Raw genomic sequence first — 17510 nt, 5'->3', positions numbered from 1 at the left:
CGACTGCGACGAGCCCCGTACGCCCCTCCGGCCGGCCTGCGCGTCTCTCACTCGTTCCCTGGAAACCCATCCCCTGGCCGGGGACTCCGTCGACGTCGCGGCGCCGGCGCGGTCCCTGGCCAGGGGCTTTTCGTGGGAGAGCATTTCGATCACTGGATCGGGAGTCCCTCCCGAAGACGACAGGGTCACGTCACGGAGACGCCCTGCCGGGCCGTCCGCCGCTCCGGTCAGCGGCCGAGTTCGGCGAAGGACTTCTCCCAGCGATTGACGATCATGGAGAGGTCGTAGTTCCTGGCCGTCCGGAGGGCGTTCTCGGCCATCCGGCGGCGCCCCTCCTCGTCGTCGATCATCTGGATCAGCCCACCGGCCAGGGCGTCCACGTCGTCGGCGGGGACCAGCAGCCCGTTCACCCCGGAGGTGATGATCTCGCGGGGGCCCCGGGGGCAGTCGAAGCTGATCACCGGCACCCCGGAGGCGAACGCCTCGATGATGGTCATGCCGAAGCCCTCGAACCGGGAGCTGACCGCGTGGATCGAGGCCTTGGCGAGCTCGCCCTCGATGTCTCCGGTGGGACCCATGAACGTGACGTTGTTGTGCAGGCGCAGCTTGACGGACTGCCTGACCAGCTTGTCGCCGACCCGGCCCTCACCGTAGATCCGCAGCTTCCAGTCCGGGCGTTCCCTGGCCACCCGGACGAACGCCTTCAGCAGCCGGTCGTACCCCTTGACCGGCACCAGCCTGCCCGCGGCCAGCACGATCCGGTTCTCCTGCCTGGAGCGCGGACGCGGCCCGCCGGGCAGCCCGTTGCCGATGGTGAACACCCGGGTGGACGACCCGTTGAGCATCTTGCGGTAGTCGTGCTCGTCGGCCTCGGTGAGGGTCACGACGGCGTCGAGCTTCGGGTACCACGTCCGGATCTCCTCGAAGATCCCGGGCTGGTGGGCCTCGAAGTGCAGGTGCTCCTGGGCGATCGTGACGACCCGCTTGCGGGCGTACCTCGCGGCCATGATGTTGAGCCCCGCGCGGGTGGTGATCAGCACGTCGCTGCGGAGCCTGCGCAGCTCGCGGACGAGAACCTCGTCACTCCAGGCGCTGAAGGAGGCGTACGCGCGCTCCTCGGGGTGGATCAGCGCGCTCTCCCGCGCGCCCAGCCGCTCGGCTTTCTTCGTGTACGGCCAGCGGACCCTGGCCCCCTCCCTCAGGTCCACCAGCGAGCGCAGACGAACCTGCGAGCCCAGCGGCAGGAAAGGGCTGTCGACGTGCTGGAAGACGCTGACGACCTCGACCTCGTGCCGCTCCGACAGGGCGGTGGCGAGGTCGAAGGTGGCACGGATGGTCCCGCCCATGCCGTAGGCGTTGAGGATGAGAAAGGAGATCTTCACGAGCTCACCTCCTCGATGCTGAGCGCGACGGCGAGGCTGTCGGTCTCGGTGTAGTACGGCCGGACCCTCACCTGCCCGACACGTTGGGCAGGAAAACGAACTTTGGCCTTCTTATCCGTTATGTCATCAAGTCGGGTCGCCAGCGGCAGTCGCATTCCGGAGATCTCCGCGTAGAGGTCCCAGAAGACCCGGCGCCGCACCTGCGTCTCGGCCATCGGCGCGATCTCCACCCCTCCCTCGAACCACCGCCCCTGGAAGCTCGCGGGCCCGCTCACGGGCTCCGGCCCCCGGCGGGCCACCGCCACGAGCCTGGCCGCCCCCCGGATCGGATCGCCGTACGCGATGGCGCCCTCCACCTGGATCACGCCGCCCTCCGCGGTCACGCGGATCACCTCGACGTACGGCTCGACCTCGCGGACCTGCAGGCCCAGCGTGCCGAGGGAGGTACGGAACGCCCTGATCTCCCGGTTGCGGCGGGTCTCGGCGTAGGACCACAACCCGTCGAGCGAGAACCCCGGATCATCGGTGAAGATGGGCTCGCCGCCGCGCGACGCCATCCAGACACCCGCGGACAGTGCCGTCAGATCCGCGGCCCCGCACTCCTCACCGGTCTCCACGTGCCGCAGGACGATCTCCGCGCCGTTTCCGCCATTCCCGCTATTCCCGGTGTTCCCGGTATTCCCGTCGTTTCCGTCGACCGGCTCGGGCCATTCGATCCTCAGCGTGTCGTCGTTGCCCACACGGCTCGTGACGGCCCGCCCGCTCACGGACGGAATCACTCCGTGGCGTGCCCCAATGCTCACCAAGCGTCCCCCGGTCTTCTCTGCTCATCCCCGTAGAGCAGGACACTGTCCACCGATTTACAACGAAATAGCTTATTTTTGCCTGTTAATCCTAACGACCCACACTCGTACTTTGAGGTGACTTAGCGGTGAATGGTTCCATCTAATCGTAAACAGGCGGGTAGTGACCGCTTGGTGATGGCCAGTACCCCCTTCTCACCAGCAGATATTCGCCGAGGCGATCCAGGAGAAATTCCGAAGCGTCCGATACCGGCCAGAGCCGATCTCCCCGATCTCCCCGAACTCCGCCCCCCGGCGAACCAGGAGATGCCCGCCCGAACCGCGGCATCCAGAAGTGCCCGCGAGACGGGGTAGCGGCAAGACTCATGTCATCGGGTACGCGAGTCTCACCGATCTCACCGACACCCCGATGTGGCCGGTCAGCTTCGCGGTTCGTCGTTCGGTCGCGGGTCGCGGCGTTCCAGCGCGGCCTCGAAGGAGCGGAGTGCGGTGACGACGGTCGCGCGTTCGGCGGGTGACAGGCCGCTCATGACGTGTTCCCAGGCGGTGGCGCTGCCGGACAGCCAGGCGCGGATCGGTTCGGCGTAGGCCGGGGTGATGGCGATGATGCGGCGGCGACGGTCGGCGGGGTCGGCGGTCCGCTCCAGGACACCTGGCCGCACCAGTTCGCTGACCATGAGGCTGACGGTCGTCGGCGCCACCTCCAGCCGATCGGCGAGCTCGTTCACGCCGGCGGGGCCGTCATATTCCAGGTGGGCCAGCAGGGCCAGGTGCCGGGGCGCCAGGTCGAGGTCTCGCAGCTCCGGCGGAATCGGCAGACGTTTGGCGCGGCCGACGAGCCGGGGCATGAGCAACAGCAGGGTGCGGACGGCCTCGTTGACGGCGATACCACCCGGTTCAGTGGACATCAGCAACCCCTCACCGATACCTTTAAGCTTAAAGCCTTTAGGGTCAAAGGAAACGAGGTTCACCGTGCCGCATCTGACCGCCCATCTTCCAGACGCCAGGCTAGCGGGCAACGAAGCCGAGCTCGTGACCGCCCTGACCGAAGCGATCGTCAGCGTCTACGGCGAGTGGGCGCGGCCGCTGGTGAGCATCCGGCTGTCCGGCGTTCCCGCGGGCCGCTTCGCCCAGGGGGGCGTGCCCGTGGACACCAGCGTCTCGGTCACGTTGGGCGTCCGGTCAGGCGCGTTCGAACGCCCCGACGCCGCCGAGATCACCGCCCGCCTCGGCGCCGCCCTCACCGACGCGATCACATCGGTCCTCGGCGAGGAACTCCGCCCGGGCACCATGGTCGAACTCCTCGCCTCCCCTCCTGAGCGGACCTTCGTCGGCGGCGACCTCGCCCCGTGACCGCTCCACGCTGAAGCCGGGTCGAGGTCGGCACGGCCCGGAACCGGACCGGCTCACAGCCGGGGCCGGTGCAACGAGATGGTCATCGACTCGACCGCCATCTGCGGGCTGACGTTGGACGCCAGCCGCCTCCGGCAGCGCATGATCGCGTCGATCCTGAGCAGGGTGTCCTCCGGTGTGGAGGCGCGGGCCAGATCCTCCAGGTCGGCGCGGCGGTCCTCGCCGGACAGCTCCACGTGCGCGCCGAACTGCACCGCCAGCACGTCCCGGTAGAACGCCACCAGGTCGAGCAGGGACGCGTCGATGACGTCGCGCTTGGTGCGGGTCGCCCGGGACTTCTGCCGGTCCTCGAGATCCTTGAGCGCGCCGGCACCGCCGCGGATCAGGCCCCTGTTGAGCCCCTTGCCGGTGGAGCCCTCGCCGTAGACCTGGCGCAACTCGGTGATCTCCGACTCGTTCAGCACCGCGGTGACCGCGGCGGCCTCGTCCTCGGCGGTCTTCACCAGCCGCTCGGCGGCCATCACGCACTCCCCGACGCCGGTCAGCGACCGGGGGATGGACAGCACCGCCTCACGTCGCGCACGCGCCTCCGCGTCCAGCGCCAGCCTGCGGGCGCGGTCGATGTGCCCCTGGGCGGCCCTGGCGGCGAACTCCGCTATCCCCGGCGGCACGTTCTCGCGCGTGGCCAGCACGTGGGCGACCGCCGCGGTGGGCGGGGTGACGAGCGTGACGAGCCGGCAGCGGGACCTGATGGTGATCATCATGTCGTCCGGGGAGGGCGCGCAGAGCAGCCACACCGTCTTCGGCGGCGGCTCCTCGATGGCCTTGAGCAGCGCGTTGGACGCCCCCTCGGTCGCCCGGTCGGCGTCCTCGAACAGCACGACCCGCCAGCGGCCCAGCGTCGGCGCCCCGGCCGCGCGCAGGATGAGCCGCCGGGTGTCCTTGATGCCGTACGAGAGCCCCTGCGGGCGGACGATCTCCAGGTCGGGATGGGAGCCGACCGCCACCTGGTGGCACATGTCGCAGTGGCCGCACCCCTGGTCGGGGCAGAACAGCGCGGCGGTGAACGCCCGCGCGGCCTCCTCGCGCCCGGACCCGGGCGGCCCGGTGAACAGCCACGCGTGGGTCATTCCGGCGCCGCGCCCCCCGGCCAGCAGGTCGGCCCCGGCCGCCGCCGCCCGGCGGAGCGTCGTGGCGGCCCGCTCCTGCCCCACAAGATCATCAAAGACTCCCACGTCCCCCAACCTACCGCCGGGGACACGGGCTCAGTCGCGGATCGCGCTCCCGGCACGGCCCGAGCTCACCCGTACCGGCCACCGCCACGCGGGCTCAGTCACGGATGGCGGGCATGGTCCCGGTGACGTCCTCCGACTCCCGCGGCACCGGGTCGGGCAGGATCTCGCGGACCCGGTCCTGGATGATCGAGGAGATCTGGTTCTGGGGCAGGGTCCCGTCGACGACCAGGTAGCGGTCGGGCTCGGCGGCGGCCAGCGCCCGGAACTCGCGGCGGACGCGCTCGTGGAACTCCAGGGGCTCCGACTCGATGCGGTCGGCGGCCCCGCCCAACCGGGCCAGCCCCACCGACGGTGGGGTGTCGATGAGCACCGTGAGGTCCGGGACGAGCCCGCCGGTGGCCCAGCTGTTGATCCTCGTGACGTCCTCGGCCTCCAGTGCCCGGCCCGCGCCCTGGTAGGCGAGCGACGAGTCGACGTAGCGGTCGGAGATCACCATCGAACCCCGGTACAGGGCCGGGCGGATGACCTTCTCCACGTGCTCGGCCCGGTCGGCCGCGTACAGCAGCGCCTCGGACCTCGCGGACAGCCCCTGGTGCACCGCGTCGAGCAGGATCGCGCGCAGCCGCATCCCCACCTTCGTCGAGCCGGGCTCGCGGGTCTGCACGACGTCGAAGCCCTGGTCACGCAGCCAGATCGCCAGCAGCCTGGACTGGGTGGTCTTCCCCGACCCCTCGCCGCCCTCGAACGCGACGAACATCCCGCGCCCCTGCTCGGCGCTCTCGGGGGCGAACCGCTCGCCACGCACCGCGGCGACCAGGTCGGCGACGATCGAGACGCCCCTGCGGTCGTCCATCTGCCGCAGCGCGACGATCCCGACGATCGTCGCGAGCAGCCCGCCGACCAGCATCACCAGGTTGGAGCCGTCGAACCGGTAGACCGGCTCCTGGCCGACCCTGATCTGGTGCTCGCCGAACAGGCCCGCCAGGGTCGGCGCGACCGCGACCACCAGCAGCAGGGTCACCCGGGCGAGCGACTGCAGGAAGGAGAATGTACGGCCCCGCAGGCTGTCGTCCACCTCCAGCCCGATCATGGTGTAGCCGATGATCCAGGCGATCCCGGCGCAGGCGCCGAGCAGCACGGTCAGCAGAACGACGATCACCAGGTTGTGGACGAGCGCGATCGCGACGAGGACCAGCCCGGCCACCACGATCGACAGGCCGAACAGCCTCCGCCGCGACAGCTCCCTCAGCAGCCTGGGCCCGAAGAACATGCCGGACGCCATACCGACGAAGACCGCGCCGAAGACCACGCCGTACGCCGCGTCGCCGCCGCCCAGCGCGTCCACGTAGATCTTGGCCACCCCGACCACCGCGCCGCCGGCGGCGAACGCGCCCAGCATGCCGATGATCAGACCGCGGATCAGCCGGTTGCCGCCGACGAACCGCCAGCCCTCGAAGATCTGCCGCAGCACCGACGGCGTGGAGGTGGCCCGCGCGCCGCTCCTCGGGATGTCCTTGAGCGAGAAGATGACGACGGCCGAGACCAGGTACGCGAGCGCGCTGATGAACAGCGCCAGGTAGGTCTCGCGCTGGGCGAGGAAGGGCACCAGCCTGCCCAGGAAGTCGTCGGCGACCGACAGCAGCGCGAACAACAGCGCCGCGATGGGCGCGGTGCCGTACGTGACCAGGAGGTTGAGCTGGTTGGCCTCCTCCAGCCGCTCCTTGGGCACCAGGTTGGGCACCGTGGCGTCCTTGGCCGGGACCCAGAAGAGGTTGACGCACTCGACCAGGAACGTGGCGATGATCACCCACTGGTAGCTGCCGATCAGCGGGATCGACAGCACCAGCGCGAAGCGCAGGAGGTCGCAGAAGAACATCGTCAGCCGCCGGTCGAACCGGTCGGCGAACGCGCCCGCGAGCGGGCCCAGCAGGATGGCCGGGAGCATCTTCGCCACGAAGACACCGCCGATGGCCAGGCTCTGGACCTTGTAGCCCGACGCCGCGGTGAGGTTGCCCGCGAGGGCGGTCAGCGCCAGGAGGTTGAGCCAGTCTCCCAGGCTGCACACCGACATCGCCGTCCACAGCTTGCGGAACGGGGCATTGGCCAGCACGTGGGGGGGCTTGCGTCGCGCGGTGCTCCGGCCAGGGGTGGTCATAGTGTCAGCGTATCCAGATGCTCGCTGGGCTGGGGAAAACACCAGCCAGGCGGAAATGCCCGGCTGCCCGTCGCATGAGGGTAATACGTCCGCCCCGTACCTCGCAGGTCACCCCTGCGAAAAGAAGCGCCCGGGACCGCTGTTTCCAGAGGTGCTCGTGGAGAGGGTGCCGGAGGTGCTCGTGGAGAGGGTGCAGGCGGTGCTCACCGCGGGATTGTCCAAGGCGCTCACCGCGAGGACACCAGAGGTGGCCAAAGGTGGCCAAAGGTGGCCAAAGGTGGCCAGAGGTGGCCAGAGGTGCTCGTGGCGGGATTGTCAGAGGCGCTCGCGGTGGACTTCCAGCAGGGTGATCTCGGGAGGAGCGCCCACCCGGACCGGCGGCCCCCAGAAGCCCGCGCCCCGCGTCACGTACACCTGGGTGCCGTCCACCTCGCCGAGGCCGGAGACGACCGGCTGCTGCATCGGGACGACCAGGTTGAAGGGGACCATCTGACCACCGTGCGTGTGGCCGGACAGCTGGAGGTCCACGCCGTACGTGGCCGCCTGGACGGCCTGGACCGGCTGGTGGGCGAGTAGGACGGTGGACCGGGAACGGTCGCGGTCGCCGCCCAGCGCCCGCTCGAAGTCGGGGCCGTCCCCCGAGGCGACGCCGCCGAGGTCGTTGACCCCCGCGAGGTCGAGCACGGCTCCCCCGTGGGCGATCTCGACGCGCTCGTTGCCGAGCGGGCGGACGCCGAGCCCGCGCAGCTCCTCCATCCACTCCTGCGGGCCGTTGGCGGTGTAGTACTCGTGGTTGCCGGTGACGAAGTAGGCGCCGTAGCGGGATTCGAGGTCCTCCAGCGGCCTGGCCAGCGGGCCGAGTTCGGCCACCGTGCCGTCGACCAGGTCTCCGACGACGGCGACCACGTCGGCCTTCAAGGAGTTGATCATGCGAACGATGCGCCGGGTGTGTTCCGTGCCGGTGAGCGGGCCCAGGTGGATGTCGCTGACCACCGCGAACCGCAGGCCGCTCAGGCGCGGATCCAGCCTGGGCAGCACGACCCTGACCGGTTCGATCACCGGGTCGCCGAGAGCCGTCCCGACCCCGAAACCGACCGTGCCCAGCGCCCCCGCCCCGGCGGCGACCGCGGCCGTACGGGCGATGAACAGCCTCCTGCTCATCCCGGCCGGATCGTTCGCCCCGCCGCTGGCCCCTCCGCCGCGCCGCGCGTCCCCGGCACCCGGAACGACGATCACACCGCCGATCGCGGAACCCGTCTCGGGCTCATCCCGGCCGGCGGCATCGGACCGAACGGCGGACACCGGCTGGGCGGCTGGTACCGGCTGAGCGGCCACGAGCGCGGTACTCGCCGCCCTGCGGGCAGCCACTCCCGGCGGAACCCGGCGGCGCTCCGCCCGCAGCTCCACCACGCGCAGGACCGTCAGGGCCACGGCCCGGGGAATCTCCAGGAGCACCAGGAACACGAAGAGGTAGAACATCACCGCGATCCAGAAGAACCCCGGCCACGCCAGGAAGTGACCCCACTCGCTACGGGAGGCGACCAACGTCACCGGGGCGAGCACGGCCAGGGCGACGAGGATCCACGTCAGCACCCGGCGGGTCCGTCCGGGCCGCGTGGTCGAGCGGATCAGGCGATGCCACAGGTAGCAGTGGACCAGCGTGATCGCGAAGACGACCAGCGACACGAAGCCCACGATCGTCACTCGCCTCTCCCGTTCGCCCACCGGCCGCTCCCGGCGCGTTCCGAAGAACGCCCGGGACGGCGAATGCGTTCCCAGAACCCCGGAAGTTCCGAAAATCCGGGAAAGCGGGGCGCCAGGCCTTCACCCCGCTACCGGAACCCCGGAACCCGTGCGTCACCGGAGCCCCGGGAACAGCGCGTCAGGCCTTCGCCTTGGCCCGGGTGGTGCGGGGGCGCTTGGGCGCCGGGCCACGGGCACGGCGGTCGGCGAGGAGCTCGGCGGCGCGCTCGGTGGTGATCTGCTCGACCTCGTCACCCTTGCGCAGGGAGGCGTTGGTCTCCCCGTCGGTGACGTAGGGCCCGAACCGCCCCTCCTTCACCACGATCGGCTTCTTGGAGACGGGATCCTCACCCAGTTCGCGCAGCGGCGGCGCCGCGGCGGCCTGCCTCCCCCTGGCCTTGGGCTGGGCGAACAGCTCCTTGGCCCGGTCGAGGGTGACCGTGAACAGCTCCTCCTCCGACGCCAGGGAGCGTGAGTCGGTGCCCTTCTTGACGTACGGCCCGAATCTGCCGTTCTGGGCGGTGACCTCCTGGTCGTCGATCACCCCGAGCACCCGGGGCAGCGACAGGAGCTTCAGGGCGTCTTCCAGGGTGACGGTGTCCAGGGACATCGTCTTGAGCAGCGACCCGGTGCGCGGCTTGGGAACGTCGGCCTTCTTGGTCCTCTTCTTGGCGCCCTCGGCCGGCGGCGCCTCCTCGGGCAGGATCTCGGTGACGTACGGGCCGTAACGACCGTCCTTGGCCACGATCACGTGCCCGGTCACCGGGTCCTTGCCCAGCTCCCGGTCACCCGTCGGGCGGGAGAACAGCTCCTCGGCCATCTCGGCGGTGAGCTCGTCGGGAGCCAGGTCCTCCGGCACGTTCACCCGGGCGCCGTCGCGGTCCAGGTACGGGCCGTAGCGGCCCACCCGGATCATGATGTCGGTGCCCCTGATCGAGAACGAGCTGATCTCCTTGGCGTCGATCTCGTCGAGATCGGTGACCATCTCCTTCAGGCCCTCGTCGCCGTCCACACCGAAGTAGAACCGGCGCAGCTCCGGCACCCGCTCCGCCCTGTCGTTGGCGATGTCGTCGAGGACCTTCTCCATATCGGCGGTGAAGTCGTAGTCGACGAGGTGGCCGAAGTGCTGCTCCAGCAGGTTGACCACCGCGAACGCCAGGAAGGACGGCACCAGGGCCGTGCCCTTCTTGAAGACGTACCCTCGGTCGAGGATCGTTCCGATGATCGACGCGTACGTCGACGGGCGGCCGATCTCCCGGTCTTCCAGCTCCTTGATCAGCGACGCCTCGGTGTACCGCGCGGGCGGCTTGGTGGCGTGCGCCAGCACGTTGAGGGCGGACGCGGTGAGCGGGTCGTTCTCGGTCAGGTTCGGCAGGCGCTTCTCGGAGTCGTCCCGGTCGGTGGACGGGTCGTCCGCGCCCTCGACATAGGCCTTCAGGAAGCCGTGGAAGGTGATGGTCCGCCCGGAGGCGGTGAACTCGACCCGCTCGCCGGAGCCGGACGTGCCGTCCACCTTGACGGTGACCGACTCGCCGACCGCGTCCTTCATCTGGGAGGCCACGGTCCGCTGCCAGATCAGCTCGTACAGGCGGAACATGTCGCCGCTCAGCCCGGTCTCGCCCGGCGTGCGGAACTCCTCGCCCGAGGGACGGATCGCCTCGTGCGCCTCCTGCGCGTTCTTGACCTTGCTGGCGTAGACGCGCGGCTTGTCGGGCACGTACGCCGCGCCGTACAGCTTGATGGCCTGGCTGCGGGCCGCCGCGACGGCGGTCTCCGACAACGTGATGCTGTCGGTTCGCATGTAGGTGATGAAGCCGTTCTCGTACAGGCGCTGGGCGACCTGCATGGTCGACTTCGCGGAGAAGCCCAGCTTGCGGCTGGCCTCCTGCTGCAGCGTGGTCGTCCTGAACGGCGCGTACGGCTTGCGGGTGTACGGCTTGCGCTCGACGGACCTGACCTTGTACGGCACCCCGGCCAGGCGCCCGGCCAGGGCGCGGGCGGCCTGCTCGTCGAGGTGGAGCACGTCGGCGCTCTTGAGGGTGCCGTTACTCGCGAAGTCGCGGCCCTGGGCGACGCGCTTGCCGTCCACGCCGGTGAGCATGGCGGTGAACTCGTGCGGGACCTCGTCGCGGCCGGTGTCGAGCAGCGCCTGCAGGTCCCAGTAACTCGCGCTGGTGAACGCCAGGCGCTCGCGCTCGCGCTCCACGACCAGCCGGGTCGCCACGGACTGCACGCGCCCGGCGGACAGCTTGGGCTTGACCTTCTTCCACAGGACCGGGCTGACCTCGTAGCCGTAGAGGCGGTCGAGGATGCGCCTGGTCTCCTGGGCGTCGACCAGCCTCAGGTTCAGGGCGCGGGGGTTGGCCACCGCCTCCTGGATCGCCCGCGGCGTGATCTCGTGGAACACCATGCGGTGGACCGGGACCTTGGGATTGAGCACCTCACGGAGGTGCCAGGCGATCGCCTCGCCCTCGCGGTCCTCGTCAGTGGCGAGATAGAGCTCGTCGGCGTCCTTGAGCAGCTGCTTGAGCTTGCTCACCTGTGCCTTCTTGTCGTGGTTGACGACATAGAGCGGCTCGAACTCGTGATCCACGTTGACGCCGAGGCGTGCCCAGGACTCCCCCTTGTACTTCTCGGGGATGTCGTCGGCCTTCTCGGGGAGGTCGCGAATATGCCCGATGCTGGACTCCACGACGTAGCCGCGGCCGAGGTACCCGGCGATGGTCTTCGCCTTGGAAGGCGACTCGACGATCACCAGGCGGGTTCCGTCGGCGTTGCCGTTCTTGGCTGGCACGCTGCTTCCTACCTCGCTGTTCGCATTCGTTCCCCGTTTTCTTCCCCTCGGGTTACCCGGTCTCAGCCGGGGACACTCCCAAGAGAAGCCGCAAGGACGCAGAATAAAGCCCTATGAGTGTCGACGTCCCCCAGCTCACCCTCGGAGACTAATCGCTGTGCTCGACTACTCCTACTTGGTTCTCCACCTTCCGCGTGGCACATCCCGGGACGCAGCCCGGCGGATACTGACCGAACATGCAGAATACGGCGACTGGGAGCTCGACCGCCTGCGACTGTATCCCGACGGTCGCCGGGACGTCCGACTGCGCCGGAAGATCATACGTGTGACCAGGACGATGTGATCCCCGGACATGGCTTTGCCCGCTCCGGGCCGCGCCCCCGGAACGGGCAAAGCTTCCATGCCTCGCCGGCCGGGCGGACGCCGCGCCACCGGGGCGCGGCCGTCCTGTCCCACCGCCGTCGAGGCGTCTGCGCGCCTTCCTCAGTGGCTCTGGGAAAGCGTGTCTAATGGGTGACTAATGCCTTACTTTCTGCGCCTTACTTCTTGCCGAAACGGATCCGGCGGGTGGTGCCGAAGACCGTCGCGGCGACCGCGGCCATCGCGCCGATCAGTAGGGTGACCAGGGAACCGACGTTCATCCCGGTCACCCCGACAGGCTGGGCGGCGCTCATCAGACCCAGGTCACCGACCGGCAGGGAGCCCGCCGGAGTCGAGGAGGCCAGGTCGGTGACGGGAGCCAGCGGCGAGCCGTTCCCGGCCGCCGCGGCCCGGTCGCTCGCCGGAGTGGCGGGCACGGCAGGCACAGCGGGAAGCTCGGGCAGCTCGGGCAGCCTCGCGGCGGCGGGGAACCGCGCCTGGTCCGCCGCGCCCTGGGCCGCGGGCATCGACGACACGCCGGAGGCGGACGCCTGACCGGCCGCGCCGCCGAGAGCCGGGACGGCCGGGAGGGCGGGCAGCAGACCGCTGGTCCGGTGCCTGCCGGGCTTGGAATCCCCGCCGTGACCGTTGTCGTAGCCGCCGGGACCACCGGGACCACCGTGACCGCCATGACCACCGGGACCGCCCCACTGGCCGCCGTCGTGACCACCGGGACCGCCGTGGCCACCGCCCGGACGCCCGGACGGGCCGCCGGCGCGGGAGCCGCCGAGGCAGCCCGCGGCGGCGTCGCCCAGGACGGCGACCGCGTTGCCGCAGATGTTGATCGGCGCAGTGATCGGCGCCACCACCTGGTTGCCCCCCAGCACCGAACCCTGGCCGGAGGTGCGGTTGCCACCGGCACCCGTACCCGCGCCCGCACCGCCCGCGACCGAGGCGCCGCCCCTGCACGCGGCCGCGGCCTGGCCGAGCACGCCCACCGCGTTGCCGCAGACGTTGATCGGCGCGGTGATCGGCGCCACCACCTGGTTACCACCCAGCACCGAACCCCGGCCGGACGTGGTGTTGCCACCCGCGCCGCCGCCACCGCCGGCGCCGCCCACGACGGACGCACCGCCCTGGCAACCGGCGAACGCGCCGCCCAGGACGGCGACCGCGTTGCCGCAGACGTTGATCGGCGCGGTGATCGGCGCCACCACCTGGTTACCACCCAGCACCGAACCCCGGCCGGACGTGGTGTTGCCACCGGCGCCCGCACCGCCGCCCCGGCCCGCGGGCACCGACACTCCTCCGGGGCAACCCGCCTGGCCGTTGCCGACGGCGTTGCCGCAGACCTCGGCGGGCGCGGTGATCGGCGCCACCACCTGGTTGCCGCTGCCGGCGCCGAAGCGCCCGTCGGTGTCGTTGCCCGGCCGGCCGTAACCCCCGGGACCGCCGGGACCGCCGGGACGGGGACCGTGCTTCCAGCCGTCGCCGGGACCGCCCGAACCGGGGCCGCCCGGACGCGGGCCGTGCTCCCAGCCGCCACCGGGACGCGGCCACTGCTTCCCGCGGTCGCCGTGGTCACCGTAACCGGGCTTGCCCGGCTTGCCGCCGGGCCTGCCGTGCTCTCCGGGCCCGCCGGGTCCCTCGTGCTCTCCAGGCTTACCGGGCCACCCAGGACCGCCCGGGTGCCCAGGACCACCGGGGTGCCCAGGACCGCCCGGGTGCCCGGGGCCGCCCGGGTGCCCAGGACCACCCGGGGTGCCGCCGCCGACGACCTCGGCACCGCCCTCGCAACCGGAGAAGGCCCCGCCGACGACGGCGACCGAGTTGCCGCAGATGTTGATCGGCGCGGTGATCGGCGCCACCACCTGGTTACCGCCCAGCACCGAACCCCGGCCGGACGTGGTGTTGCCACCGGCACCGCGACCGGCCCCACCCTGGTTGCTCACCGAGGCCCCGCCACGGCAACCGGCGGTCGCGCCGCCGAAGATCGCGAACGAGTTGCCACAGGCGTTGATCGGCGCGGTGATCGGCGCCACCACCTGGTTGCCGCCGCCGATGCTGTGCTCACCGTTCGTGCGGTTGCCGCCGGCTCCGCCGCCGCTTCCGCCCTGGTTCCGCACCGAGGCGCCGCCCCGGCAGCCCGCCTCGGAGCGGCCGAACACCGACACCGCGTTGCCACAGGCGTTGACGGGCGCGGTGATGGGAGCGACGACCTGGTTGCCGCCCAGGATGCTGCCCCGGCCGGACGTGGTGTTGCCACCGGCGCCCGCGTCGCCGTCGCCGTTCTCGACGGAGGCGCCGCCCTCCGAGGACGCGGCCGACTGCCCGGCCACACCGACGGCGTTGCCGCTGATGTCGATCGGCAGGGTGATCGGGAGTTTGACCTGGTTGCCTCCACCGATCGAGTGGTCGCCGTCGGTGTCGGCGAAGGCCGTACCGCCGCCCATGGCCATGACGCCCAGTGCGAGCAGTGCCGCGGGGGCCGTGCCCGTAACCCACGTACGCATGATTGAAGCTCCTAGCAGTTTCGGGGGGGACCTGACCCTCGTGGGGGCGCGCGAAGCCATGCGAAGGCCGGACAGGCCCGCACAGCGGAGGCCCCGACGGGCCGTCACGAGGAATGGGAAATGCCTTTTCTGCTGCCTGCTGGTCGCTCACCGAACGGAGCGGTTCTCCTGGGGACGGAGGATGAAGGCAGGCTCCGCGACCGGCGGATCACCCGAGAGGGGATGGGCCGGTCCGCGAGACGAGATCAGTCAGGAGAGAAAGAAGGATCGTCCGCCGCTGTGCGGACGACAGGGGGGAGCACGAACGCCGGCGGGACACGCCGCGTCATCTGCCGCGGGTCGTAGGCGAACCACGCGACATCCCCCGGACCCGGTCCGGGGAGGCCGGATCCACCACCGCTCTGGGGCACGAATCCATTGGCGCCAGAGCCGTGTTCGACGGTGGCGGGGACCGGGAACCCCGGCTTGGACTGGCTGGTGAGCCCGTCCACACCTCGCCCCGCCATGGCTTCGGCGTTGTGCGTCGCCGACAGCCCGCCGCTGACCGTGGGGAAGACATCGGCTCTGGAAGCCGATCCGGAAGCGGCTGTGTGAGGGGTCTGGGAGCCTGCCTCTCCTGTCGCCGCGGTGGTGTCCGCGATCGCGGGAGCGGCGCCGAGGAGCCCGAAGACGACCGCGAGCAGCCATGCGGCGGCCAGGAGACCGCCGATAGCGAGGGCTTGCCTGACGCCCCGCCGAGTGCCGGCCGCGAACCGCGCCATCCGGTCAGCCCGGTCGGGGATCGTGTCGTCGACGGGAAGGGCCACGGGCGCGCGTCGAACAGCGGGCGAGGACGCCCTCCACTGTCCGTGCGGCACACGTGCCACGTGACCTCCCCAAAGCTCCTGGACGGGCCCGTTTGGACACGAGCCATCCCTCAACGGAGAGTTACGCTAGCACCACATCGAGTCAACACAACGGATTTCCCGGGAACGACTCAGCAGCCGTCCAGGAAACGGTCAAGGACCCGGACCCCGAACCGGAGCGAATCCACCGGCACCCTCTCGTCGATGCCATGGAACATCCCGGAGAAGTCCAGGTCCGCGGGCAGCCTCAGCGGCGCGAACCCGAACCCCCGGATGCCCAGCCTGCTGAACGCCTTGAGGTCCGTGCCCCCCGACAGCGTGTACGGCACGGCCAGCGCGCCCGGGTCCTCGGCGACGAGGGCGTCGGCCATCGCGCGCACCAGCGGCCCGTCGAAGCCGGTCTCGATGGCGATGTCGTGGTAGACGAACTCCCTGGTCACGTTGGGGCCGAGCAGTCCGTCGAGCGTCTCGAAGAACTCGTCCTCGTGCCCCGGCAGGAAGCGGCCGTCCACGTGCGCGGTCGCGGTCTGGGGGATCACGTTGGCCTTGTAGCCGGCCTCCAGCATCGTGGGGTTGGCGGTGTTGCGCAGCGTGGCGCCGATCATCCTGGCGAGCGGCCCCAGCTTGGCGACGGTCTTCTCGGCGTCGTCGAGGTCGAGTTCCAGCTCCAGGGCCCTGGAGGTCTCCTCCAGGAACGTCCTGACCGTCCGCGTCATCCGGACCGGCCACTCGTACCGGCCGATGCGGCCCACCGCCTCGGCCAGCTCGGTGACCGCGTTCTCGGCGTTGAGCATGGAACCGTGCCCGGCCCTGCCCGTGGCGGTCAGGCGCATCCAGGCGATGCCCTTCTCGGCGGCCTCGATCAGGTAGAGCCTGCGCGCCTCGTCGATGGAGACGCTGAACCCGCCCACCTCGCCGATCGCCTCGGAACACCCGTCGAACAGGTCCTTGTGCTCGTCGGCCAGCCACTGCGCGCCGTACTTGCCGCCCGCCTCCTCGTCGGCGGTGAACGCCAGCACCACGTCCCTCGGCGGGCGGCGGCCCTCGCTGAGCCTCTGCCGTACGACCGCGAGGATCATCGCGTCCATGTTCTTCATGTCGACCGCGCCGCGCCCCCAGACGCAGCCGTCGGCGATCTCGCCGCTGAGCGGGTGCTGGGTCCAGTCGTCCGCGTTGAAGGGGACGACGTCCAGGTGCCCGTGGAGCAGCAGGGCGTCGCGGGAGGAGTCCTCCCCCGCGATGCGGGCGATCACGTTGGCCCGGCGGCTGTCCGACTCCAGGATCTTCGGCTCCAGCCCGACCTCCGACAGCTTCTCGGCCACGTACTCGGCGGCGGCCCGCTCACCGGGCCCCGAGTTGTCGCCCGCGTTGGTCGAGTCGATCCGGATCAGGTCGCGGCACAGCCCGACGACCTCGTCCTCAGCGTTGATCGCCGTCATGTGGGACTCCTTGGGGTTCGGTACGGCTTCCACCTCCCATCCTGCCGCCGGACCCCCCTTCCCGGCACCTCGCCCTTGCCCGCCCTCTTACCGATATGACGCCGGCTCAAGAGTTTGCTAACCTAAGTCCGCCGACGCGGGATGACGGTCCCACGTGCAGGCACCACGTCCGGGTGGCGGAATAGGCAGACGCGCTAGCTTGAGGTGCTAGTGCCCTTTGCGGGGCATGGGGGTTCAAGTCCCCCCTCGGACACGTTCGATTTGCCCATGAGGTCCTGGTCAGGCGTAGAGCTGACCAGGATTCTTCTTTTGCCGGGGCGATAGGTCAGCCGAACGCCGAGCCCGGCGTACAGCCGGGCCTTCCTGACCGGCTCAGCCTTTCCCAGAAGCCGTACTGCGTCACCCATGGTGTTCATCACCTTCGCAAGGTCGTCTCGGGTGAGCTGCCGCCTACGGTTCGGTTCACGGCGTAGCTGTGCTTCGGCTCGGATCTTCTTGGCTTGTTCCTCTCGGATCCAGCCGGCGACCACGGCAGGGTCCGCACCCGCCTCCGGCGCGGCGCGATGCTGGGCGAGCTTTCGATCGCATTCAGCCAGTTGACGCCGCGCCACGGCGAGATTTTCATGCTCCGACGGCTCGATCCGCTGGGCTTCGACCAGAAGGCCAAGCGTCTCATCGACTCGGTGAGGAGCGAACAACCTCCCCAACCAGTGATCAAGCTTCGGAACGATCGCGTCCTCTCGGATGTAGACATTGCGAGGGTGCATGACCCGATTCGCCAGGGCGTACTCCTCGGGAAAGCCCTCTGTGCCAAGCTCAAGTGAGACAAACAGGGATCAAGTTCCTTAACTGACATGAGCAGGGCGAGAACGGGTATCGAGCACAGTG

12 protein-coding genes and 1 tRNA gene are annotated in these 17510 nt (G+C 70.3%); 4 read left to right on the top strand and 9 right to left on the bottom strand.

Annotated elements, in window-relative coordinates:
• Window positions 1-227: 227 nt before the first annotated feature.
• The 3 genes from ACTOQ2_RS28755 to ACTOQ2_RS28745 all read right to left on the bottom strand — a co-directional run bounded on the left by ACTOQ2_RS28755 (window position 228) and on the right by ACTOQ2_RS28745 (window position 3093).
• A complete protein-coding gene (locus tag ACTOQ2_RS28755; protein WP_440072736.1) occupies window positions 228-1382 on the bottom strand; it encodes a glycosyltransferase family 4 protein in 1155 nt (384 codons plus the stop codon).
• Entirely contained in the window at window positions 1379-2149 is a 771-nt protein-coding gene (locus tag ACTOQ2_RS28750) for a hypothetical protein (protein WP_440103751.1), read from the bottom strand. Before ACTOQ2_RS28750 ends, ACTOQ2_RS28755 begins: the two co-directional genes overlap by 4 nt.
• 455 nt (window positions 2150-2604) lie before the next feature.
• Window positions 2605-3093, bottom strand: coding sequence for a MarR family winged helix-turn-helix transcriptional regulator (locus ACTOQ2_RS28745; RefSeq protein ID WP_440072733.1), 489 nt, complete (start codon window positions 3091-3093; stop codon window positions 2605-2607).
• Between the two features lie 64 nt (window positions 3094-3157).
• Between ACTOQ2_RS28745 and ACTOQ2_RS28740 the strand changes: the two genes are divergently transcribed.
• On the top strand, window positions 3158-3538 hold the full coding sequence (locus ACTOQ2_RS28740) for a tautomerase family protein (RefSeq protein ID WP_440103749.1): 381 nt from the start codon (window positions 3158-3160) through the stop codon (window positions 3536-3538).
• 53 nt (window positions 3539-3591) lie between these two features.
• On the opposite strand, the gene ACTOQ2_RS28735 is transcribed toward ACTOQ2_RS28740, so the two are convergent.
• The 4 genes from ACTOQ2_RS28735 to topA all read right to left on the bottom strand — a co-directional run bounded on the left by ACTOQ2_RS28735 (window position 3592) and on the right by topA (window position 11465).
• Window positions 3592-4773, bottom strand: a complete 1182-nt coding sequence (locus ACTOQ2_RS28735) for a DNA polymerase III subunit delta' (protein WP_440103747.1) — start codon at window positions 4771-4773, stop codon at window positions 3592-3594.
• Window positions 4774-4867: 94 nt separating this feature from the next.
• Window positions 4868-6928: a dTMP kinase gene (tmk, locus tag ACTOQ2_RS28730; protein WP_440072728.1), complete on the bottom strand. Its 2061-nt coding sequence runs from the start codon at window positions 6926-6928 to the stop codon at window positions 4868-4870.
• A 315-nt stretch (window positions 6929-7243) separates the two neighbouring features.
• Window positions 7244-8632 (bottom strand): metallophosphoesterase, encoded by a 1389-nt coding sequence (locus ACTOQ2_RS28725; protein WP_440103745.1) that lies wholly within the window; start codon window positions 8630-8632, stop codon window positions 7244-7246.
• Between the two features lie 178 nt (window positions 8633-8810).
• Window positions 8811-11465, bottom strand: coding sequence for a type I DNA topoisomerase (gene topA / locus ACTOQ2_RS28720; RefSeq protein ID WP_440103743.1), 2655 nt, complete (start codon window positions 11463-11465; stop codon window positions 8811-8813).
• Here topA and ACTOQ2_RS28715 point away from each other — a divergent pair.
• A complete protein-coding gene (locus ACTOQ2_RS28715; RefSeq protein WP_425581893.1) occupies window positions 11392-11808 on the top strand; it encodes a DUF5703 family protein in 417 nt (138 codons plus the stop codon). The two genes, topA and ACTOQ2_RS28715, sit on opposite strands and share 74 nt — an antisense overlap.
• A gap of 196 nt (window positions 11809-12004) precedes the next feature.
• Here ACTOQ2_RS28715 and ACTOQ2_RS28710 read toward each other — a convergent pair whose 3' ends face one another.
• Both ACTOQ2_RS28710 and ACTOQ2_RS28705 read right to left on the bottom strand, forming a co-directional pair.
• Entirely contained in the window at window positions 12005-14338 is a 2334-nt protein-coding gene (locus ACTOQ2_RS28710; protein ID WP_440103741.1) for a chaplin family protein, read from the bottom strand.
• 976 nt (window positions 14339-15314) lie between these two features.
• Entirely contained in the window at window positions 15315-16622 is a 1308-nt protein-coding gene (locus tag ACTOQ2_RS28705; protein ID WP_440103740.1) for a M20/M25/M40 family metallo-hydrolase, read from the bottom strand.
• Window positions 16623-16789: 167 nt separating this feature from the next.
• Between ACTOQ2_RS28705 and ACTOQ2_RS28700 the strand changes: the two genes are divergently transcribed.
• Both ACTOQ2_RS28700 and ACTOQ2_RS28695 read left to right on the top strand, forming a co-directional pair.
• A tRNA-Leu gene (locus ACTOQ2_RS28700) sits at window positions 16790-16875 on the top strand.
• A gap of 247 nt (window positions 16876-17122) precedes the next feature.
• Window positions 17123-17446, top strand: a complete 324-nt coding sequence (locus tag ACTOQ2_RS28695; RefSeq protein WP_440103738.1) for a hypothetical protein — start codon at window positions 17123-17125, stop codon at window positions 17444-17446.
• Window positions 17447-17510 lie beyond the last annotated feature (64 nt).

The organism is Streptosporangium sp. H16 (assembly GCF_051918855.1).
Lineage (GTDB): Bacteria > Actinomycetota > Actinomycetes > Streptosporangiales > Streptosporangiaceae > Streptosporangium.
The sequence above is the reverse complement of the archived record's forward strand: the minus strand, read 5'-3'. Positions and strand labels throughout refer to the sequence as shown.